Origin of the sequence: Mesorhizobium sp. M0954 (assembly GCF_040319155.1) — a bacterium.
GTDB lineage: Bacteria > Pseudomonadota > Alphaproteobacteria > Rhizobiales > Rhizobiaceae > Mesorhizobium.
Window position 1 is genome coordinate 112,816 of sequence record NZ_JAMYNR010000007.1, and the last position, 21,482, is coordinate 134,297.

General features: G+C 63.8%; 20 protein-coding genes. 7 read left to right on the top strand and 13 right to left on the bottom strand.

Going from position 1 to position 21,482, the window contains the following annotated elements:
• Positions 1 to 66: 66 nt before the first annotated feature.
• From NKH93_RS11790 to NKH93_RS11820, 7 genes are all read right to left on the bottom strand, one after another.
• Positions 67 to 723 carry a GNAT family N-acetyltransferase gene (locus NKH93_RS11790; RefSeq protein ID WP_352471954.1) on the bottom strand — a complete coding sequence of 219 codons (657 nt, stop codon included), beginning with the start codon at positions 721 to 723 and terminating at the stop codon, positions 67 to 69.
• Positions 720 to 1,490, bottom strand: coding sequence for an SDR family oxidoreductase (locus NKH93_RS11795; protein WP_352817597.1), 771 nt, complete (start codon positions 1,488 to 1,490; stop codon positions 720 to 722). Before NKH93_RS11795 ends, NKH93_RS11790 begins: the two co-directional genes overlap by 4 nt.
• Positions 1,487 to 2,482: an ABC transporter permease gene (locus NKH93_RS11800; RefSeq protein WP_352542603.1), complete on the bottom strand. Its 996-nt coding sequence runs from the start codon at positions 2,480 to 2,482 to the stop codon at positions 1,487 to 1,489. Before NKH93_RS11800 ends, NKH93_RS11795 begins: the two co-directional genes overlap by 4 nt.
• 162 nt (positions 2,483 to 2,644) lie before the next feature.
• Complete coding sequence (locus tag NKH93_RS11805; RefSeq protein ID WP_352471951.1) at positions 2,645 to 3,685, bottom strand: sugar ABC transporter substrate-binding protein; 1,041 nt, start codon at positions 3,683 to 3,685, stop codon at positions 2,645 to 2,647.
• Between the two features lie 39 nt (positions 3,686 to 3,724).
• A complete protein-coding gene (locus NKH93_RS11810) occupies positions 3,725 to 4,489 on the bottom strand; it encodes an ATP-binding cassette domain-containing protein (protein WP_292663106.1) in 765 nt (254 codons plus the stop codon).
• Entirely contained in the window at positions 4,486 to 5,652 is a 1,167-nt protein-coding gene (locus tag NKH93_RS11815; RefSeq protein ID WP_352833266.1) for an ROK family transcriptional regulator, read from the bottom strand. Before NKH93_RS11815 ends, NKH93_RS11810 begins: the two co-directional genes overlap by 4 nt.
• Positions 5,653 to 5,694: 42 nt before the next feature.
• Positions 5,695 to 5,943 (bottom strand): hypothetical protein, encoded by a 249-nt coding sequence (locus NKH93_RS11820; RefSeq protein WP_352970422.1) that lies wholly within the window; start codon positions 5,941 to 5,943, stop codon positions 5,695 to 5,697.
• 33 nt (positions 5,944 to 5,976) lie between these two features.
• On the opposite strand from NKH93_RS11820, the gene NKH93_RS11825 reads away from it, so the two are divergent.
• On the top strand, positions 5,977 to 6,768 hold the full coding sequence (locus NKH93_RS11825; RefSeq protein ID WP_352542601.1) for an alpha/beta fold hydrolase: 792 nt from the start codon (positions 5,977 to 5,979) through the stop codon (positions 6,766 to 6,768).
• A 74-nt stretch (positions 6,769 to 6,842) separates the two neighbouring features.
• Here NKH93_RS11825 and NKH93_RS11830 read toward each other — a convergent pair whose 3' ends face one another.
• Both NKH93_RS11830 and NKH93_RS11835 read right to left on the bottom strand, forming a co-directional pair.
• Complete coding sequence (locus NKH93_RS11830; protein ID WP_352970425.1) at positions 6,843 to 8,135, bottom strand: M23 family metallopeptidase; 1,293 nt, start codon at positions 8,133 to 8,135, stop codon at positions 6,843 to 6,845.
• A 138-nt stretch (positions 8,136 to 8,273) separates the two neighbouring features.
• Positions 8,274 to 8,741: a peroxiredoxin gene (locus NKH93_RS11835; RefSeq protein ID WP_352970427.1), complete on the bottom strand. Its 468-nt coding sequence runs from the start codon at positions 8,739 to 8,741 to the stop codon at positions 8,274 to 8,276.
• A 96-nt stretch (positions 8,742 to 8,837) separates the two neighbouring features.
• On the opposite strand from NKH93_RS11835, the gene NKH93_RS11840 reads away from it, so the two are divergent.
• Positions 8,838 to 12,212 carry a hypothetical protein gene (locus tag NKH93_RS11840; RefSeq protein WP_352970429.1) on the top strand — a complete coding sequence of 1,125 codons (3,375 nt, stop codon included), beginning with the start codon at positions 8,838 to 8,840 and terminating at the stop codon, positions 12,210 to 12,212.
• Positions 12,213 to 12,640: 428 nt separating this feature from the next.
• Here NKH93_RS11840 and NKH93_RS11845 read toward each other — a convergent pair whose 3' ends face one another.
• Positions 12,641 to 13,204 (bottom strand): TetR/AcrR family transcriptional regulator, encoded by a 564-nt coding sequence (locus NKH93_RS11845; protein ID WP_352772813.1) that lies wholly within the window; start codon positions 13,202 to 13,204, stop codon positions 12,641 to 12,643.
• Positions 13,205 to 13,314: 110 nt separating this feature from the next.
• Between NKH93_RS11845 and NKH93_RS11850 the strand changes: the two genes are divergently transcribed.
• Together NKH93_RS11850 and NKH93_RS11855 are read left to right on the top strand one after the other, a co-directional pair.
• Positions 13,315 to 14,103 carry an SDR family NAD(P)-dependent oxidoreductase gene (locus tag NKH93_RS11850; RefSeq protein ID WP_352501562.1) on the top strand — a complete coding sequence of 263 codons (789 nt, stop codon included), beginning with the start codon at positions 13,315 to 13,317 and terminating at the stop codon, positions 14,101 to 14,103.
• Between the two features lie 57 nt (positions 14,104 to 14,160).
• Positions 14,161 to 15,255 (top strand): alkene reductase, encoded by a 1,095-nt coding sequence (locus NKH93_RS11855; RefSeq protein ID WP_352501563.1) that lies wholly within the window; start codon positions 14,161 to 14,163, stop codon positions 15,253 to 15,255.
• Positions 15,256 to 15,803: 548 nt separating this feature from the next.
• On the opposite strand, the gene tyrS is transcribed toward NKH93_RS11855, so the two are convergent.
• The gene (tyrS, locus tag NKH93_RS11860) at positions 15,804 to 17,057 is read right to left on the bottom strand and encodes a tyrosine--tRNA ligase (RefSeq protein ID WP_352970433.1); all 1,254 of its coding nucleotides are present in this window, start codon (positions 17,055 to 17,057) and stop codon (positions 15,804 to 15,806) included.
• 387 nt (positions 17,058 to 17,444) lie between these two features.
• Between tyrS and NKH93_RS11865 the strand changes: the two genes are divergently transcribed.
• Together NKH93_RS11865 and NKH93_RS11870 are read left to right on the top strand one after the other, a co-directional pair.
• Entirely contained in the window at positions 17,445 to 18,173 is a 729-nt protein-coding gene (locus tag NKH93_RS11865; protein ID WP_352970435.1) for a glycosyltransferase family 2 protein, read from the top strand.
• Positions 18,166 to 18,498 carry a lipid-A-disaccharide synthase N-terminal domain-containing protein gene (locus tag NKH93_RS11870; RefSeq protein WP_023674681.1) on the top strand — a complete coding sequence of 111 codons (333 nt, stop codon included), beginning with the start codon at positions 18,166 to 18,168 and terminating at the stop codon, positions 18,496 to 18,498. The genes NKH93_RS11865 and NKH93_RS11870 overlap by 8 nt, the downstream gene beginning before the upstream one ends.
• 42 nt (positions 18,499 to 18,540) lie before the next feature.
• Here NKH93_RS11870 and NKH93_RS11875 read toward each other — a convergent pair whose 3' ends face one another.
• Together NKH93_RS11875 and NKH93_RS11880 are read right to left on the bottom strand one after the other, a co-directional pair.
• Complete coding sequence (locus NKH93_RS11875; RefSeq protein WP_352501565.1) at positions 18,541 to 19,191, bottom strand: FMN-binding negative transcriptional regulator; 651 nt, start codon at positions 19,189 to 19,191, stop codon at positions 18,541 to 18,543.
• Positions 19,192 to 19,197: 6 nt separating this feature from the next.
• Positions 19,198 to 19,872 carry an alpha/beta hydrolase gene (locus tag NKH93_RS11880; protein ID WP_023674683.1) on the bottom strand — a complete coding sequence of 225 codons (675 nt, stop codon included), beginning with the start codon at positions 19,870 to 19,872 and terminating at the stop codon, positions 19,198 to 19,200.
• A gap of 255 nt (positions 19,873 to 20,127) precedes the next feature.
• Between NKH93_RS11880 and NKH93_RS11885 the strand changes: the two genes are divergently transcribed.
• Entirely contained in the window at positions 20,128 to 21,306 is a 1,179-nt protein-coding gene (locus tag NKH93_RS11885; RefSeq protein WP_352541450.1) for a cysteine desulfurase family protein, read from the top strand.
• Positions 21,307 to 21,482 lie beyond the last annotated feature (176 nt).

The window sequence follows — 21,482 nt, forward strand, 5'->3', positions numbered from 1 at the left end:
CAGCATTGTACTTCCATAATCCTCCCGGTCAGTGTCCATGCAGGTTGTGCGATTGCTTGCCGCGGCTCAGCGTGCAGCTTCTGCCCGATGAGCAAGCCGTTTTCCGATGTAAACGCAATGCATCGGCAGGTCCGGGTGCTGCAGCACCCGAAATCCGATCGTCCTATAAAACCTTAGCGCACCATCGTTCTCCGGCATGACTTCGAGGTGGATGCCGGTCGAGCCGCTCGCGGCAAGGCGCTGCTCGAGGAAGGCCATCGCGCGCCTGCCGATGCCTTTCCCGCGCGCTTGCGGCAACAGGTCGATATGGCCATGCGACGGGTAGGCCGCCAGCGCAGGCGGAACAGCGAAATCGGGGTGGTGGATCCGGTACCGCGCCCAGTCGCTGCCGCGCCAGCGCGAGTTGTCGGGTCCCGGGTCTACCACGCGCCGCTGCAGGTCCGGATACCAGTCTGATGCCAGGCTGGCATTGAAAGCGCCCGTATCGGCTGCGCCAAGCAGATAGCCGGCCGCACCTGTGGGGCTATCGATAATAAAGGCCAGATCGGGTTCGAGCACCTGGTAGGGAATAGTGTAGAGGAGGCCGAGCAGGTCCGGGTCGTCCTCGCGGCCGCTGGCATCCTTGCCGGCATCGCCGGTCTTGAGACAGATCATCGCAAGCGCTGCATGATCGGCGGTGGTCGCCCGGCGCAGGAAGAAACCGCCGCCGAAATCGAGGATCATGGCGGCAGCAGCCGGAAATCCTTGCCCTCGGGCAAAAGCTGCCCGCCGTCGACGATGATGGTCGTGCCCGTGATGTAGCTGGCGTCGTCCGAGGCCAGGAACAGGAAGGCGTTGGCCACGTCGCGCGGGCTGCCGAGCCGGCCGAGCGGAATGGCGTCTTCCATGTTCTTGATGAAGGCCGCACCGCGATGCTGCTCTATGCCTTCGGTGAGGATGTTGCCGGGCTCGACGCCGTTGACCGTAACGCCGTAGCCCGAGAATTCGAGCGCAGCCGAACGGATCAGCCCATTGATGCCGGCCTTGGTCGCTGAATAATGGCCGTGGCCGGGGCTGGTGACATGCGGGCCGGTGATCGAGGAGGTGAACAGCATGCGGCCAAAATGCTGTGCCTTCATTGGCACCAGTGCGGCGCGAGCAGCGATGAAGCTGCCGCGCAAGTTCACCGCCATGACCCGGTCCCAGTCGTCGGGACTGGTGTTTTCCAGCAATTGCCAGGGATAGATGCCGGCATTCTGCACCATGATGTCGAGTCGGCCGTGACGGTCGAGGGCCAGCGCCACGGCGGCTTGCGCATCGGCCATCTGCGAGATGTCGGTGCGGATGAAGGCGGCGCCGAGTTCGTTCGCGGTCGCTTGCCCCGCCTCGGCCTCGGTGTCGGCCAGGACCAGCTTCGCGCCCTCTTCGGCAAAACGCTGTGCGATGCCCTTGCCGATGCCACGTGCGCTGCCGACGATCAGCGCGACTTTGTCTTCCAGACGGCCGGTCATGCCAGCCTCTGGCGGATTGTCTGCCTGAATGCGTCGAGCAGCACGGCGGCAAGCACCAGCAGGCCGTGTATCACCAGGGTGAAATTGGCTGGCAGGCCCATCAAATTGATCGCCGTGTTGATCGCCGAGAGTAGCAGCACGCCGGCATAGACGCCGGGCAGGGTGCCGACACCGCCTTTCAGGCTGACGCCGCCGATGACGACGGCGGCAAAGGCGTTGAACAAGAATCCCGCACCGAGATTGGCGCTGGCTCCGGAGGTGCGGATCGCCAGCAGCCAGCCGGCAAGGCCGGCGATGGCGCCGGCGAGAACGAAGGCTATGACGAGGTTGCGGTTGACGCGGATGCCGGCGCGGAAGGTCGCCGTCTCGTTGCCACCGATCATGACCAGATGGCGGCCGAAGGGCGTCTTGGCCATGACCAGCGAAGAGATGACGAAACAGGCAATCGCGATCCAGGCGGTGAGCGGCAGGCCGAGCAGGCGCTGGATGGCGAACCAGCGGATCGCCGGCGCAAGGTCCTGCGCCGAGCGGCCGCCGGAAATGACCAGCACCAGGCCGCGCACCCAGATGTAAGAAGCCAGCGTGATTATGAAGGCGCTCATCTTGACCCTGACCACCAGATAGCCGTTGAAGGCGCCAATGAGGCCGCCGATGGCAAGCGCGATGAGCAGCGAAACCGGAACCATGAGCCATTGCGGCTGCAACTGGATGCCAAGGCCGATGCCGGACGAGCAGAACAGGATGCCGACCGCCATGGCGCTGAGCGCCGCGACCGATTCGACCGACAGGTCCATGTGACCGGCGATGATGACCAGCGCCAGGCCGATCGACATCACGCCGAGCACGCTCGACGCCTCGATGATGTTGGCGAAGATACCGAGTTGGAAGTAGTTCGGGATAAGGATGGAAAAGACCACCAGCACGAAGACCAGCATGAACCAGACAAGATTGTCGAGGATGAGCTCGAGGGTTTGGCGCGTGCGGGGGTTCATCTCAGGATCCGGTTGGCGCCGACCCCGAAAAACCACTCGGTTTTCGGACTATCAGGCGTGGTTGAAAATTGCTGCAGCATTCCCGCGCGCGTCCGTTCGAACGCACCCGGGCTGCAGGGCTGGGCTCCGGGCCGGCATGGCCCGGAGCTTCTGGCGAGTTCGCTATTCGACCGGCTTTATGGTTTCGGTCGGCGGCTTCATGTTGCCCCAGAAGGCCGGGTTATCGACATTTTCCTTGGTGATCGCAGCGCCGGGGATCTTGATGTTCGGTCCCCACGCTTCCTTGGTCAGGGTTGATTTCAGGCCAAGCACATCATATTCGCCGGGCTTGATCTCCTGCTTGTTGACCACCTTGTCCATGAACATCGCGACCGCCGCGGCCTGCGCGTAGAGCGGCTGCTCGACTTCGACGTTGAGCCAGCCCTTGCGGATCAGGTCGAGGCCGACCGGAGCGCCGTTCGAGCTCATCAGCATGACGTCGCCCGGCTTCTTGCCGGCGGCCTCGAGCGAGGCGACGGCAGCGACCGAAAGATGCGCGGCATGGCTGAAGATCAGGTCGATGTCGGGGTTGGCGAGCATCTGGTCGGCAACGATGGTGCCGGCGTTGCTGGCCTCCCATTGCATGGCCGGCAGCGAGATGATCTTGACGTCCGGGAACGCCTTCATTTTCTCCTCGAAACCCTTCTGGATGTCGAGCGTGTAGGGATCGCCCGGATCGCCGAGCACCTGCAGGATCTTGCCCTTCACCGAGCCGTTCTTCGCGGTCAGGAGCTTTTGTGCCTGGTCGGCGGCGACGTAGCCGATCTCGACGGTTCCGGCCACCGAGGTGAAGTCGGACGGGGTCGAGGTGATCTGGCGGTCGAACTCGACGACCGGGATGCCGGCGGCACGGGCCGCCTCGATCGACGGTTTCAGCGCATTGAAATCGACGGCGGCAAGGATGATCGCCGCCGGCTTCAGCGCGATGACGTCGTTCATCTGCGATTGCTGAGCGTCGGTCTTGTTGTCGGCGTTCAACGTCTTCATCTCGTAGCCGACCTGCTTCAGGAACAGTTCCAGCGCGCTCACCGAGCCGGTCTGGAACTCATCGAGCAATGTCGGCACCATGTAGTAGACGGTGCCCTTGGACTGGGCGAATGCCGGCGTGAGCGTGGCAAAGGCCAGTGCCAGGATACCGAAGACGGAAAGAAGTATTTTCTTCATGTCGTTCGCTCCTCTTGCGCCGGACCCCTCATTTGTCCCTCAGCTCGCCGGTCCGGCACCGGCGAGCGTCTCTCCGGTGATCATGTTGATCACCGCGTCGGGACTTGTTTTGTTGCGTGCGACGTCGCCCGCCACGACGCCTTGCCGGATCACCACGATCCGGTCGGCGACCTGGAAGGCCTGTTGCATGATATGGGTGATGATGACGACGCCGATGCCCTGGCTCGCCACCTGGCGGATCATGTCGAGGCCGCGCCGCGTCTGCTCGACGCCGAGCGCTGCGAACGGCTCGTCGAGAAGCACCAGCTTGCCGCCAAAATGCACGAACCGGTTGAGCTCGATGGCCTGCCGCTGGCCGCCGGAAAGATGCTCGACATTGGTGCGAAGCGAGGGAATGCGGGTGCCGGCGCTGGCCAGCGCCTTTTGCACCACCTGCTCCATGGCGCGCTCGTCGAGCACCGGAATGCCGAGAACCTTCCTGGTGATCTCGCGGCCCATGAAGAAATTGGCGACCACGTCGACATTGGTGCAAAGCGACAGGTCCTGGTAGACCGTCTCGATCCCCGCGGCCTTGGCCTCGGCGGGAGATTTGGCCAGGAATTCCTTGCCTTCGAACAGCATGCGGCCGGAGGTCGGCTCGAGGCCGCCGGCAATGATCTTGACCAGCGTCGATTTGCCGGCGCCGTTGTCGCCCAGAAGCGCCACCACTTCGCCCTTGTCGATCGAAAAGCTGATGCCTTTCAGCGCTTCGATGGCGCCGTAATTCTTGGCTACGTTGTCGAGCACCAGCAGCGGTTCGCTCATGCTGCGATCCCCTTGTTATGCAAGAGATCTCGTCCGCGTTCGCGCTCGGCGGTGAAGATCTGGCCGAAGCGTGGCGAAAGCACTCCTGAGACGGCAAGCGCGGCGGCGCCGCGCAACACCGCATGCTGGCCGCCGCGCGCGACGCTGACGCGGGGCGTCGTGCGATCGCTTCGCGCCGACACCGAATTGGGCAGGTGCACGGCCGCGCCGGCAAGCCTTTCGAGCAGCTCGGTGGACGCCAGCCCGCCGAGGATGATGGTTTCGGGATCGAACAGGTTTTCGATGATGGTGACGGCGTTGCGGAAGATCGGCGCAATCTCGCTCACCCACTCGGCGTCGGCGATGTTGCGGCGCCGCAGCGCCTCGAGCGAGAGATACCGTTCGAGGCAGCCGCGATTGCCGCACGGGCAGGGCTCCCCGCCCGGCACTGCGGGAATGTGGCCGATTTCACCGGCGTTTCCCCAGGCGCCGCGCAATGCCGCCCCGTCATGCACCATGACGCCGCCGAGACCGACGCCGAAATAAAGATAGTAATACTCGGAATACGCCGTTCCGAGGCCGTAGAGGCGCTCGCCGATAGCAGCCGCCGCCATATCGGTTTCGAAAAAGGCCGGCAGTCCGGTCGAGGCGGCCAGCCGCTCGCGCAGCGCCACATCCTTCCAGCCGGTCATGGTGGTCGGCCCGACAAAGCTCATGGACTCCACGCCGAACGGTCCGGGCAGCGCCATGCCAATGCCGAGAACGCGGCCCCCGGGCCGCAATGCCGTCAATTCGAGCACCATGGCGCCGATCAGCTCGAAAGCGTGGTCGGGCGTTGCATTTGGGGCTTCGCGGTAGGTGCTCTCGATAACATCGCCGCTTAGGTTGATCAGGGCGGCATTGATGCCCAGCGGGGTGACGTGGATGCCGACGGCATAGCCGCCTTCGGGATTGATGCGCAGCGTTGCCGGTGGCAGGCCGCGCCCCTTGGGCTCTTCGCGCAGCGACAACACGTAACCGTGCTCTTCCAGCTCGCGAACGATGGTAGACACCGTCTGCACGGTGAGTCCGACCCGCCTGGCAATGTCGCCGCGGGCGATCGGTCCGTGAAGGCGGATGGATTCGAGCACGATACGCCGGTTATACGGCCGCCCGAACTCCTGATTGGTCCCGCGCAATGCCATGTCTGGCGCCCTCTCGAGAGAGCAGAGGTTCGCACCGAATATTTATTCAGTCAAATGGAATTCAAAAATAATTCGCCTGCGGCCAAGGCCTTCTAACGCCGGCGGATTCGCGCCCGCCGACGAATGGGCCAACTCTGGCAATTTTCCAGTATGAAGCGCCACCGGCTGGACGGGACGCCAGGCATGACCTTTGACCGGCATTCCGATCAGTGCCCTGAAGCCCATTTCGGAACCCGGCTGTGAGCCGGCCAGGGATCGGAGTTCGTTGCGCCTTTCCGTTGCAGGGAGCATACTTGCTCTCGTCGGTCTGCGGGAGGAGATGCGATGCCGAAGCTGACCCTCGACGGGATTGATCTCGGCTATGAGGTGCGGGGCGACGGGCCGCCGGTTCTGTTCGTCCACGGCAGCGTCACGAACGGCATGATGACATGGTCCGCCCAGCTACCGCTTGCGGAGCGCTGGAAGCTGGTTGTGGTCGACCGGCCCGGATACGGATCAAGTTCCCCTGCCGAACGCGAGGATTTCGCCGTCGACGCCGGACTGGTTGCCGGATTCCTCGATCGGACGCATGACCTCTGGGACGAAAACCGCGTCCATCTGGTCGGGCATTCCTATGGCGGCGTCATCTCTCTTCTTGCAGCAGCGATGCGCCCGCGAGCAATCCGTTCGCTCACGGTGATCGAGCCGCCGGCCTTTGACCTTGCGCGCGGGGATGTTGCCGTCAATGAACTCGTGACGCGCCTGAAGGCCCACTGGCAAAGCGGACCCCGCGACGATCCCGCGCTTTTCTTGCGCCAGTTCCTCCATCTGGTCGGCTCGGCGACACAATTGCCAGACCCGCTGCCGCCCCCGCTCGCGCAAGGCGCGGCCATGCTCGTCGTCGAACGCGGGCCATGGGAGGCCGAAATTCCGCTTCGGCAACTTGCCGATGCGCCGTTCCCGAAACTGGTGGTATCCGGCGGGCACAGCGCAGCATTCGACGCCGTCTGCGACGTGCTCGAAAACGTGCTTGGTGCCGATCGTGCCGTGATCGCCGGCGCGGGGCACAGCGTTCAGCAGACCGGTGAGCCGTTCAACCGGCGGCTCGGCGCGTTCATGGCCGCTGCTGAGGGCTGAATGCGATCTATCTCTGATATTGCCTGGCGGGCGGTTGGCCGCGCGCCGGCTTCACGCCGAATGAATCGCCGGCTCTACAGATACCGCTCGACCTTCTTGCCGACGGTCAAAAACCGCAGCGGATCGATCGCCTCGCCATTGTGGCGGACCTCGTAGTGCAGGTGCGGGCCGGTCGAGCGGCCGCTGTTGCCGGTCTTGCCGATGACGTCTCCGGCATCGAGCTTCTGGCCGACGGCGACGTCGATTTCGCTGAGATGCCCGTAACGCGTTACAAAACCGTTGCCGTGGTCGACCTCGATCATGCGGCCGTAGCCGCCGTTCCAGCCGGCCTTGACGACGACACCGCCTGCCGTGACCTTGGCCGGCATACCGACCGGCGCCCTGAAATCCATGCCGGAATGCAAGGCGGCCGTGCCGAGGATGGGGTCGGTGCGCACGCCGAACGGGCTGGTAACGCTGCGGCCGGGGGCGGGGTTGGCGAGCGGCAGCCGGCGCGCTTCCTTTTTAAGATGATCCAGCGCGTCAAGAGCCTCGTCCAACTCCTTGACCTTGCTGTCGAAGACCAACGAGCTGTCGAGTGGTATCAGCGGGCCACCAACGTCGCTCTTTTCGAATTCGCTATCAACGGGCAGGCCGGCGGCCTCGAGCGCCTGCGAGATCGCGTCGGCGCTTTTGTAGGCATTGTCGGCAAGTGTGGCGATGCGGGTGAGCTGCTGGCTCTCGATGGCCTTCAGCGAGTTGTTGATCGAAACGAAGAGCTTGTCTGCCCGGTCGGCCGCGCTTTCGCTCGGCAGCGGATCGGCGCGGGTCGACCACAGCGAGAACGGCCTGGTGTCGTCAACGCCCACAGCAGCGGCAAGGGGGGCGGCAAGGCTGGCGACGGAATAGGCCGTCGGCTGGATGCTGCCGGTCGCGTCGGCATGTTCGTCCGGCTTTGCCGCCGGCGCCGGCGGCGTTGCGACCTCGTTTTCGGCTCGTTCGAGGATCGGGCCGAGACGGCCGTGACGCAGGCTGAGCTGGCTCTGCCGTTCCAGCAGCTCGCTGACCTTGGTTTCCATCAGCTGCTGATCGAGTAGCTGGCGGCTGGTGATGCGGTCGACCTGGCTGCGCAGTGCCGAGATACGGTCTTCGTAGGCCTGCTGCATGCGCGCCTGCCGCGCCGTCGTGGCGCCGATCAGATCGTCGCGCAGCACCAGATAGGAGGTCGCCAGCAGGTAGCCGATGACGACCGCCGCCAGCGCCGAGCCGCAAAATGCAGCCAGCCACGGGCGTATGGTGAAATGCCTTATCTGGTCGCCCCGGGCGATGATGACCGTGTGGGGCTCTCTGCGTCTGCCGAAGACCGCTGACTGACTGGCTACGTTCACGGGACCAAGCTTTCGTTACGACACCAACGACGAGCCTGATTACACATTATTAGGGTTAACAAAGTTTTGCCGGATCGAAGGACAGGCAAAGGTCTTCGCGCAAAACGGGTATCGAATTGCAGCGGCGTGGCGCAGCTCTCAAAGGGCGCGAACCGCCTCCAGCACTTCTTCGGCGTGCCCCTTGACGCGGACGTTGCGCCAGATCCTGGCGATGCGTCCGTCCCGGCCAATCAGGAACGTCCCCCGCTCGACGCCCATATAGGTGCGACCGTAGAGCTTCTTTTCCACCCACAAACGGTAAGCTTCGATCACTTTGCGCTCTTCGTCGGCGACAAGGTCGACGCTCAGATTGTATTTCGCCTTGAATTTGTCGTGTTTCTTGACGCTGTCCGGCGAGAGCCCGATGACGACGGCGCCGGCCTTTTCGAACTCGGGCTTCAACTGCGAAAAGCCGATCGCCTCGTTGGTGCAGCTTGTGGTGTCGTCCTGTGGGTAGAAATAGAGTATGATGGGCTTTCCCAGCAATGCGGCGAGGCTGAGTGAACCGCCGCCGTCGCGCGGAAGATCGAACTGCGGCGCAACATCGCCCACGTCGAGGTCAGCCATACCGATGCCCTTGTTTGAAGTTACGCGCCAGGCTGCATCGATATAATGTCGAGCGGGGATTCGTCCACGATCGAATTCGTTTCAACGGAAGATTGCGTGGATCAGGAGCTACCGCAGCACGAGAAGATCAGGTTCAGGCGTGACGAGATCACCGACCTGGGAACCTTTCCGTCCGCGTGCCGCGTCCCGCCGCTCGGCCAGGCGTCGATCGGTCGCGGCGTCCGTTTGATGGCGCGGCTGTTTGCCGGCCTTGTCGCCCTTGTGCTGCTGGCTGGCGCCGGCGTCTACGCGATCGGCGTGTCCGGCTTCGGCTCGGAGCGGCTTCGCGCGGAAGCCGAAACGGCAATCGAGAGATTGGCCGGCTTCGATGTCGACGTTGCCGTCGGGCCGGCCCGGCTGACGCTTGACGGGTCGAGCTTCATTGCGCTGCAGGTCAGCGACGTCAGCCTCAAGACCGCCGACGGAAAACCGATGGCCGATGCCGGCCGGGTCCGCTTCGGCATCCGGCTGATCCCGTTGCTTTCGGGCGAGGTACGGCTGACCAGCGCCCGGATTTCCGACGCGCACATCGTCATGGCGGCAATGCCGTCCGGCGGCGACTGGACGGCCGAGCTGCGCAACCAGGACGGCCTCATCGATCCGGAAAAACTTTCCGCCGCCGTCTTCGCCAACCTCAACCGCGCGCTCGATGCGGTGCGCGAGGATTCGATGCGCCAGATCGATCTGCGCAACGTCGAGCTGGCACTGCCCGAGACCGGATCGGTCAAGTCGGTCACCATCGCCGACGCCTCCGTCTCGCAGTCGGGACCGGGAAGCATGGAGTTTTCATCCGACGCGGATGTCGACGGCAGGGCGCTTACCATCGCCGCTTCCGCCACCCGCGATCCGGCGACGCGACGCATCACCACGCTGGACGCCAGCATCCAGGCAGCGGACGCCGACACTGCGGCAGGCGGCAAATTGGGTGCGATCGCCTTGAAGCTGGCGGGGTCGGAAGGGACCGGCGACAACGGTTCGCGGCTGACCGCTGCCCTGTCGCTGACCGGATCGGTGCTCGATCTCGGTTCGCGCGGCCTGCTTCCGTCCGACATCGATCTCGATGCAACACTCGTCGCCGGGTCGAACAAAATCCAGGTCGACAGTTTGCTGGTGAAAACCGGCCGCTCGACCTTCGATTTCGCCGGTTCGATCGGGCCGAAGCCGGCTACCGGCGCAGCGGGCGAGGAGCCATCCTATCGTTACGACCTGACCAGCGACGGTTCGACCCTGGCGCCGTCGGATTCGCCGGAGCCGGCACTCAGCTTCATTGCCCGTATCGCCGGCGTCTACCAGCCGACGAGCCAAAAGCTGGTCGCCGAGCAGATCGGCGTCCGGTCCGGACCGGGCAGCGAAGTGCTGGGCACGGCTTCGGTTTCATTCGTCGCCAACCAGGCGCCGGGCATATCGGTGGCGCTCAATGTCCACGACATGCCGGTCTCGCACGTCAAGCAATTATGGCCATGGTTTTCGGCGCGCAATGCCAGGCTGTGGGTGCTTAAGAACCTGTTCGGCGGCCGCGTCGTCGATGGCAGCCTGCAGTTCCAGGTCGTGCCCGGACGGCTCGGCAACGGCGTGCCGCTTTCCGCCGATGAAGTGTTCGGCCGATTCCAGGTCGAAGGATCGCGCTTCGACACGGCCGGCCGGATTCCGCCGATCCGCGATGCCGTTGGCGTCGTCGGCTTCCACGGCAATGACGTCGACGTCGCGCTGTCGTCGGGCAGCGTCTATATGCCGAGCGGCCGCACGGTGGCGGCGAGCAACGGCACGCTCACCGTCAAGGCGGCGAACCATCCGCCGGTGATCGGCGCGCTCGACATCGATGTCGCCGGCGAGGCGCCGGCAATCGCCGAGCTGGCATCCTTTGACCCGATCAATGCCATGCGCCATGTCGGCCTGCTGCCGGACGACCTGTCCGGCACGGTGACCGGCCACGTCAAGGCCGATATTCCGCTGCAGTCCGGTGTCGACTCTTCCAAACTCGATTGGCTGGTGGCGCTCGACTACAAGGACCTGTCGCTGGGCAAGCCGTTCGAGGGCCAGACGGTCAGCCATGCCGACGGCTCGATCACGGTCGCGCCCGACCGGGCGGTGATCTCGGCGAAGGCGCTGCTCAACGGCATTCCGGCCGAGCTCGACCTGATCGAGCCGCTCAGGGATGGCGGCCCGCCGCGCAGTCGTAAAGTGGCGCTGGTGCTCGACGACAAGACGCGCGCCACCGCCATGCCTGGCCTGTCGACGCTGCTTTCCGGAACCATCAAGGTGGCGATCGACAAGAGTGGCACCGGCAACCAGAACGTGTCGGCCGACCTGACCAATGCCAGGCTGGACATCCCCTGGGCCGGCTGGAGCAAGGGGCCTGGCATTCCCGCCAAGGTCGTCTTCGGCATGGCGAAGACCGGCGACACCACGACGCTCTCCAATTTCGAACTCGATGGCAAGACCTTTTCCATCGACGGCAGCGCGGTGCTGGTCAAGGGCGCCTTGTCCTCGGCCCAGTTCAGCAAGGTCACCTTGAACAGGGGCGACGACGTCGCCGTCTCGGTGAAGCGGTCGGGCAAGGCCTATGCTGTCGAGGTCAGCGGCAGCGCGCTGGACGCACGCTCGCTGATCAAGCAATTCACGTCCGATGTCGACACCGCCACCAAGACCACCGGCGTCGATGCGATCTCGGTCAGCGCCGACGTCAGCTCCCTGACCGGCTTCCACGACGAGGTGCTGTCGAATCTGAAGCTCGACTACAGCGCCGCAGGCTCCCGGGTGAACGGGCTCAAGGTGAGCGCCACGGCAAGTTCGGGAGCCGCCATCACCATCAGCAACACGGCCGGCGGCGGCCTGCGCACGCTCAACATGAAGTCGGCCGACGCCGGCGCCATACTGCGCTTCCTCAACATCTACGAGCATATGGAAGGCGGCTCCATCACGCTGGCGCTCACCGGGGCCGGCGACGGTCCGATGAAAGGCCAGGTCGACGCCAAGGACTTCTTTGTCGTCAACGAGCCGAAGCTCGCCTCGATCGTGTCGACGACGCCGGCCGGCGACAACCGCAGCCTCAACGAGGCGGTCAAAGGCAATCTCGACACGTCGAGGGTGAAGTTCGAGCGCGGTTTCAGCGAGATCGATAAGGGCAGCGGCTATCTCAAGCTGCGCAACGGCGTGCTGCGCGGCTCGCGCATCGGCACCACCTTCCAGGGCACGCTCTACGACCAGAACAACAATATGGACATGACCGGCACGTTCATGCCGGCCTACGGCGTAAACCGCATCTTCGGCGAACTGCCGCTGATCGGCGCGCTGCTCGGCAACGGCCGCGACCGCGGCCTGATCGGCGTCACCTACAGGCTCAAGGGCAACGCCAACAAGCCGAACCTGGAGGTCAATCCGCTATCGGTGATAGCGCCCGGGATTTTCAGGTCGATCTTCGAGTATCGGTGAGGTCAAAACCCAATTACCTCGAGCGACCGAGTTTTGATCTTAAGCGGCCGCTCGTCCGCCCCGCGAATTCACGCCCATGATCCAAAGGCGACTGACGTCCGCCCGGGCCTAAATGGCCGCTTTGCGCCTAATGTCGGCCGTTAAAGTTAGTTGTGCCACCGCCTTACAGCGGACATCACCGGCGATCGCGCTTGAGGACGTAGTTGCGCCAGGAGCGGTCATTCGATGTTCTGCCGTTGAACGGCTTCATTCGCCAGTTTAGCGGAAATTGGGCGACAGCATGGTCGCCTCAACAGGGAAGTTCGAAACCCTCTTGGTCCGCGGATCCCGCTGATTGCACGCTGCCGTGCGATATTCTGCAAGATAGCCACCCAACCAACGCCGATAGCCGCATTGCTCTCGACAAGAGCACTCCTGCCGCAGACCACCTAGCTGGCAGACACTTGGCTGATCCCGGCATCGACCCAGGCGCGCGTCTGCTCAAGCACTTCATCCGACAGCGCGGGATCGTCGATCGCCCGGGCGAGGATTACTGCCCCCACCATCGCTGCCCAGCTTCCGATCGCCGTGCGGCGTCTGTCTGCCGGATCCAACTCCGGGAGCGCCTTGCCGATACGGTCGATCTGCGATCGTAGGCCTTCCGTCATGGCCGAGCGTGCAGCCGGGGTCTGATGGCGGATGGCTGCGGCAAGGCCCGCCGTCGGGCAACCGCCGGCGCAGTTGTCGCGATGCCGGGGCGAAAGATAGGAACCTACATAAGCGCGAAGATCGCCCCCTCCGCCTGAGTCCGCGGCGAGGACGTGGGCAAGGGTCTGCGCGATCAGGTCGTCCTTCGAACTGAAATGGCCATAGAAGCCGCCATGGGTGAGCCCGGCGCCCTTCATCACTTCCGCCACGCTGACCGCGTCGAACCCCTTCTCGCGAAACAGCCGGCTGGCCGCATCCAATATCCGGTGACGGTTCTCCGCCATCTGCTCTCGACTGACCTTCATTTCAAAATTCTCCGTCGGCCCCGTTGACATTTACATGATGCCCATCATATTTAGCCGCAATCATGATGATTGTCATGAATATAGGTTCCATCAGGGAAAAGAGCAATGCCATGACCACCATTCCATCAGTCCTCATCACCGGCGCCTCCACGGGCATCGGAGCTTCCTATGCCGAACGGTTCGCCCGCCGCGGACACGACCTCGTGCTGGTTGCCCGTGACGTGGCACGAATGGAGGCACTGGGAGCCCGGCTCCGTCAGGAAACTGGCGTTGCGATCGATATCATCCAGGCTGATCTTACGCAGCCTGCCGAGCTTGCAACGGTAGAGACGAGGCTGCGCGATGACGCCCGCATCGGGATTCTCGTCAACAATGCCGGAACAGCCATCGGCGGAAGCTTCATCGAGCAGAGTACCAATGACGTCGCCCGGCTCGTTGCGCTCAACACGACCGCGCTTCTGCGACTTGCCAGCGCCATCGCCCCGCGTCTTGCGAAAGCTGGCGAAGGGTCGATCGTCAACATCGGCTCCGTGGTCGGGCTGGCGCCGGAGTTCGGGATGACGGTTTACGGCGCAACCAAAGCCTTCGTGCTGTTTCTGTCGCAGGGGCTCAGCCTCGAGCTCGCGCCGAAGGGTGTCTACGTCCAGGCCGTGCTGCCCGCCACGACGCGTACGGAGATCTGGGGCCACGTCGGCGCCGACATCAACACGCTTTCCAACGTGATGGAGGTGGACGATCTGGTTGATGCGGCGCTGGTCGGCTTCGACCGCCGCGAACCGGTGACCATCCCGCCGCTTCCCGATGCCGGGCAGTGGGATGCGCTTCAGGCCGCGCGCCAGGCCATGCTTCCGAACTATCGGAACGAACATCCCGCCGAGCGGTACCGCAAGGTCGCCTGAACACCAACGAAACCATTTGATAACGACCTCGTCGCGGCGGGACAAACAAGGTGACCTATGACCAACAAAGCACTTTTTGAGCCTTATTCTCTCGGCTCGCTGACGCTCTCCAATCGTATCGTCATGGCGCCCCTCACGCGCAATCGCGCTGGCCCGGGCTTCGTTCCGGGCGATCTTGCCGCCGAGTATTACGGCCAGCGGGCCTCCGCCGGCCTGCTGATCTCCGAGGCCACGCAGATCTCGCGGCAGGGACAAGGTTACCAGGACACGCCCGGCATCTATTCTCAGGCTCAGATCGACGGCTGGCGAAAGGTCACGACCGCGGTGCACGCCAAGGACGCGCGGATTTTCCTGCAGCTCTGGCACGTCGGCCGCGTCTCGCACGTCGATCTGCAGGAGAACGGCGCCGCGCCCGTCGCGCCCTCGGCAATCCGGGCCGCGACCAAGACGTTCGTGAACAACGGCTTTGTCGAGGTTTCGGAGCCCCGCGCGCTGGCGCTCGACGAGCTCGCGGGGATCGTCAACGATTTCCGGCAAGCAGCCGCGAACGCCATTGAGGCCGGCTTCGATGGCGTCGAGATTCATGGCGCCAACGGCTATCTGCTGGACCAGTTCGCCAAGGACGGTGCCAATGTCCGCACGGATGCTTATGGCGGATCGGTCGAGAACCGCGCCCGGCTGATGCTGGAGGTTGCGACTGCGGTGGTCGAGGAGATCGGCGCAGAGCGCACCGGCATCCGGATTTCGCCCGTCTCGCCCGCCAACGGCGTCTCGAGCAGCGCCCCCCAGGCGCAGTTCGACTATATCGTCGATCAACTCGATGCTTTGGGCATCGTCTATATCCATGTCGTCGAGGGCGCCACGGGCGGATCGCGCGATGTCGCGCCGTTCGACTTCGGATCGCTCCGCCGCCGCTTCAACAATACCTATATCGCCAATAACGGCTATGACCTCAACCTCGCGGCGTCGCGGCTCGCCGAGGGCAAGGCGGATCTGTTCGCCTTCGGGCGCCCGTTCATCGCCAATCCCGACCTTGTGGAACGGCTGAAGACGCGCACGCCGCTGACGGAGTTCAACTCGGCGACGCTCTATGGCGGCGGCTCCGCTGGCTATACCGACTATCCCGCGATCGCCGCCTCAAGCCGCCCATGAGCTATCGGAGGGCGGCGCCTGCGAGGCAGCCATCCCACGTGACAGCAGCGCCTCAGGGCATCTCTCTGGCGTTCCGCTCGAACTGGTGTCCCAAACCCAGGGATTCAGGAGGGCCATGGAGGGCTATAGCATAGACGTTAGCTCCTCTGGTCCGCCCAGGACCAGCCAGGCGAGATTCGTAGCACGTCGTACGTTCGCTTTACCGGCGCAAGCGGACCCGTTCACCGTGATTTCGACTGTCGTGAATGGGTCAGATCGCGTCGATGCATGGGGGCGCCTGAACGTCCGCTTCTCACATTCCAAGCCTCCAAGCCTCCAAGCCTCCAAGCCGCAAGTCCGCTTCCGTGCCTCGAACAAGACGTTCATCGAAGCGCCGCAGAACGTCCGCTATTTGCGCTACCTGCTCGATCCGATCGATGAGACGAATGGCACCTCGGCCATTCTCGGGAGCTAGCTGATTAACCTCGGCGGTGATTCCGAACCGAAGGTAAGCGCCGCAAGATGAAACCGGTTTCGGAAAAGATCTAACAGGAAGTACCGGGCCCTGGTCAGACCGGCCGCACCAGAATGTGTTTCTTCTTGCCGAGCGACAGCTTCGCGACGTTTTCCGGGCCAAGGTCCTGCAGCGTCACCATCCTGCGATCGTCGGCCACGAGCTGGTCGTTGAGGCGCACGGCGCCGCCCTGGATATGCCGCCGTGCCTCGCCGTTGGACCCGGCCAGCCCGGCGGTGACGAACAGCGACAATATGCCGACGCCGGCTTCAAGATCGGTCCTGCCCACCTCGACGGTTGGCAGTGTTTCGGCGAGCGCCCCTTCTTCGAACGTCTTACGCGCCGTTTCGCTGGCCTCCTCCGCCGCCTCGCGGCCATGCAGCATGGCGGTGATTTCGGTGGCGAGGATCTTCTTGGCTTCGTTGATCTCCGAGCCGCCGAGCCGTTCGAGGCGTGCGACCTCGGCGAGTGGCAGGGTCGTGTAGAGCTTCAGGAAACGGCCGACATCGGCATCCTCGGTGTTGCGCCAGTATTGCCAGAACTCGTACGGGCTCAGCATCTCCGCATCGAGCCAGACCGCGCCCGAGGCCGACTTGCCCATCTTGGCGCCGGACGAGGTGGTGAGCAGCGGCGTCGTCAGCGCATAGAGCTGCGCGCCTTCCATACGATGGCCGAGATCGATGCCGTTGACGATGTTGCCCCACTGGTCGGAGCCGCCCATCTGCAGCCGGCAGCCGAGGCGCTTGTAGAGCTCGACGAAGTCGTAGGCCTGCAGGATCATGTAGTTGAATTCGAGGAACGACAGCGACTGCTCGCGCTCCAGCCGGAGCTTGACCGAATCAAAGGCCAGCATGCGGTTGACCGAAAAATGCCGGCCGACATCGCGCAGGAAATTGACGTAGTTGATGTCCATCAGCCAGTCGGCATTGTTGATCATGACGGCGTCGTTGGGGCCGCCGCCAAATTTGAGGTAGGGCGTGAAGTTGCGGCGGATGCCGGCGAGATTGTCCTCGATGTCCTGCGGCGTCAAAAGCTTGCGCGCCTCGTCCTTGAACGACGGATCGCCGATCATCGAGGTGCCGCCGCCCATCAGCGCGATCGGCCGGTGGCCGGTCTGCTGCAGCCAGTAAAGCATCATGATCTGGATCAGCGACCCGGCATGCAGGCTCCTGGCGGTGGCGTCGAAGCCGATATAGGCGCTCACCGTTTCCGTGGCGAAAAGCTGGTCGAGGCCGGCATCGTCCGAGGTCTGGTGGATGAAACCGCGCTCGCTCATCGTGCGCAGGAAATCGGATTTGAAGGCGGACATTTTCTTTCCCGAAAAGCTTCCGGCCGAACGCGGCTCGGCTATGCATGAAGGCGGGCGTTTAGCACTCAAGCGCGATCAGCAAAAGTGGAATCCGGTTTTGCGACACCCTCTTGCCTTCTCCCCTTGTGGGAGAAGGTGGATTGGCGCGCAGCGCCAAGACGGTTGAGGGGTGTTGGACGGAGTGCCGTCGTTGCCAAGCTGGAACACCCCTCATCCGACCGCGCTTCGCGCGGCCACCTTCTCCCACAAGGGGAGAAGGGAGAACCCCAAGCGTGCGGCCTGCTTGCGTCATTGTTTCGGCTGGCGTAATGAGGCGCCGCGCCAGCGGGGCTCTTCCACTGGACCGCGCGGCATCGATCGAATGCCATATCCTGTGACAGAGTCGAGATGCCGGAGATATCCATCGTCATTCCTTGCCGGAACGAGGCGGCGAACCTGCCGCTTCTGCTCGACGAGATCGGCACTGCCATGGCCGGGCGGGACTTCGAGGTCATTGTCGTCGACGACGGCTCGACAGACGATACACCTTCGGTGCTTGCCGCAGAGGCAGCGCTTCGCCGGTTTCCGCTGCGCCATCTCAGGCATGAAAAATCCGCCGGCCAGTCGCTCTCGGTGCGCTCAGGCGCCTGGGCGGCGCGCGGCGATATCGTCGCCACCATCGATGGCGACGGCCAGAACGACCCCGGCTACATCCCGGTGTTGATCGACGCGCTGCGGCAGGCTGGTCCCGAAGTCGGGGCCGCGCAGGGACAGCGTCTGAAGCGCCGCGACAGCAAGATCAAGCAACTGGCGTCGCGTTTCGCCAACGGGCTGAGAAAAGCCATCCTGCACGACGAGACGCGGGATACCGGCTGCGGCCTCAAGGCGATCTACACCGACATTTTGCGGAAATTGCCGTTCTTCGACGGCACCCACCGCTTTGTTCCGGCGCTGGTCATCCAGGAGGGCTACCGCGTCGTCCATTGCGATGTCGTCGACCGCCCCCGCCGTCACGGCAAATCGAATTACGGCATCTTTGATCGCGGCCTGCAGGGCGTGCTCGATCTTGCCGGCGTCTGGTGGCTGCGCCGCAGGCGCCGCAGAATGCCCAAAGTAGAGGAAATCAGGCATGGGTAACGTGCTTCAGGAATTGGCGACCTGGCTTCACGATGTTTTCGTCAAGCAATTCGATGCCTGGGTTCTGCTCGGCTTCGTCGCCCAGTTCTTCTTCACCATGCGCTTTCTGGTGCAGTGGGTGGCGTCGGAAAAGGCCAAGCGCAGCGTCGTGCCGATCGCCTTCTGGTTCTTTTCGCTGTTCGGCGGCGGCCTGCTGCTGATCTACGCCATCCAGCGTCAGGATCCGGTGTTCATCGCCGGCCAGGCCATGGGCCTGTTGATCTACATCCGCAATCTCTGGCTGATCGCCAACGAGCGCAAGGCGGCGATGACCAAGGTCGATTGAGCCCGCCACCGCGGCCTGAACCGGTCGAGCAAGCAATCCGGATTACTTGCCGTCCAGCCCGCCGTAAGACCTTACCAGCCGGACCATGTCGGCCGAATCGGCAGTCTCGCTCTCGAGCCCCTCGGCGACACCGACGCGGTCGGCGGCCGGGCGGTTCTGGCTGACTTTCCATTTGCCGCTGATTTCGGTGATTTCGATCTCCAGGCCGACGATGCCCTTGATCTGCGACTGGATGAAGGGCGCCGGCGCGTCGGTCACCGCCCACGGCGCCGAGCGGCTGCCCTCCTGCGACATCGTCAGATCGGAAATCTGCTCGGCCAGCCAATCCTGGTCTTCGATCACCGTGACGCTGCCGCGCACCTGGACGATGGCGTAGTTCCAGGTCGGTACCACCTTGCCGGTTTCACGCTTGGTCTCGTACCAGGACGGCGTCACATAGGCATCGGCGCCCTGGAAGACGACCAGCACCGGCGCCGGGGGATTGTCGGCCAAAAGCCGCCATTGCGGATTGGCTTTGGCCAAATGGGCGCGCAGCCTGCCGTTCGGTGGCACATCCGCGTCAAGAAGAAAGGGAATCGCGTTGGCGACCGGCCCCTCGACGCCGTTCGACACCAGCAGGCCAAGCGGATGCGCCCGGATCAGCCCGTGCAGGACGTCCGGCCGTGTTTCCTGGAAGTGAGGCGGTTGGTACATCGCCGATTATCTCAGCCGCTTCGGCCGTGGGTCGGACAGTTCCCCGGCCAGCCGGCGATCGAGGTAGTCCGCGCATTCCTCGATCAGAAGCTCAGCATGGTTGGCAAAGAAATGGTTGGCGCCGGGCAGGGTCTTCTGGGTGATGGTAATGCCCTTTTGCGTGTGCAGCTTGTCGACCAGGCCCTGCACGTCCTTGGGCGGCGCGACCTTGTCGGCGTCGCCGTGGATGATCAGGCCGGACGACGGGCATGGCGCCAGGAACGAGAAATCATAGGTATTGGGCTGCGGCGCGACCGAGATGAAGCCCTCGATCTCCGGCCGGCGCATCAGAAGCTGCATGCCGATCCACGAGCCGAACGAATAGCCGGCAACCCAGCAGCTCTTGGAATCCGGATGCAGCGACTGCACCCAGTCGAGCGCCGCGGCGGCGTCGGACAATTCGCCGGTGCCGTGGTCGAACTCGCCCTGGCTGCGGCCGATGCCGCGGAAATTGAAGCGCAGCGTGGTGAAATTGCGCTTCTGGAACATGTAGAAGAGGTCATAGACGATCTTGTTGTTCATCGTCCCGCCGAACTGGGGGTGCGGGTGCAGGACGATGGCAATCGGCGCGCTCTTTTCCTTCGAGGGCTGATAGCGACCCTCCAGACGGCCGGCCGGACCGGTGAAAATGACCTCAGGCATGAAATACTCCACTTGGCATAAATTGCGCGGCGCCCGGAACAACTTTTCCTCTGGCCCCAGTCTTCCCTAGGCCTTGACGCAGGGCGAGCGTCTTTCTAGAAGCTAGTTTAGAATTGTTCAAAACTGGGCGGCCAAAAATTGTGGCTCGGCCACCCGCGCCGCAAGCCGCGTAAATAGGACGTCTTGCCTTGCAATTTCAAGGAAATAACGCGCTATCTTCGCGGAACGGCTTTTGAAGGGACCAGTTGGACGGAAATGGCCGGAGCACGCGCCTATCTCGACTACAACGCCAGCGCGCCGCTGCTTGCCTCGGCGCGCGCGGCGGTGGTGGCTGCGCTCGACGTTGCCGCCAACCCGTCCTCGGTTCATGCCGAGGGCCGCGCTGCACGGCGGCTGATCGAGGACGCCAGGCGCGACGTGGCGCGACTGGTCAACGCCAAAGCCGAGCATGTCGTATTCACCTCCGGCGCGACGGAAGCGGCCTCGACGCTGCTGACGCCGGACTGGCAGATGGGGCGCGGCGCTGTCCGTATGAGCCGGCTCTATGTGTCCGAGGCCGATCATCCTTGCCTGCTGAACGGTGGGCGTTTCCCAGCGGCGCAGGTGACACGGATCGGCGTCGACACCGACGGCGTCGCCAGGCTCGACGTTTTGGCCGAGGCTCTCGCCCAGCATGACAAGGCCGAAGGCTTGCCGCTGGTGGCGATACACGCCGCCAACAACGAGACCGGCGTCATCCAGCCGGTTGGCCGCATTGCCGAAATCGTCAAGGCGGCGGGTGGCATCCTGGTTGTCGATGCCGTGCAGGCGGCGGGCCGCATTCCGCTCGATATGTCAGCGGGTTACGCAGACTATCTGATTCTCTCCTCGCACAAGATCGGCGGCTCAAAGGGCGTCGGCGCCATTGTCGCGGCGTCGGACCTGATGATGCCAAAGCCGCTGGTCAGCGGCGGTGGCCAGGAAAAAGGCCATCGCGGCGGCACCGAAAACCTGGCGGCGATTGCCGGGTTTGGCGCGGCGGCGCGAGAGGCGTCTGCCGGCTTGCAAACGATCGAAACGGTGCGGCAGCGTCGCGACGAAATCGAGGCGATCGTGAAAACGCTTGTTTCGGACGCCGAAATCTTCGGGACCGGCGCGCCAAGGCTTGCCAATACGACATTCTTCGCTATTGCCGGCATCAAGGCCGAGACGGCGCAGATTGCCTTCGACCTGGCCGGTGTGGCGCTGTCGGCCGGATCGGCCTGTTCGTCGGGCAAAGTCGGGCCGAGTCACGTGCTGAAAGCCATGGGTTACGGTGACGGCCTCGGCGCGTTGCGCGTGTCCATCGGCCACGCGACCAGCGCTGAAGACATTGAGCTGTTTCGTTCGGCGCTGGCGACGATCGTCGCGCGCCAAGCCGGTAAGGAAAAGGCAAGCAGGGAACGAGCCGCCTGAGCGCGGCAGACGAAATGTAGGGCTTGCGGCCTGGTAGAAGCCGTGCGTTCGAATTTGGCCGGGTGAATTTCCGGCATGAACGCACTATATGAAACGTACGCCGCCTCGGGTGCCTGATGGGTGCTCGTTTGCGGTGCCATAGTTTGAAAACTGCCGGGCCTTGACCCCGGCGTGGA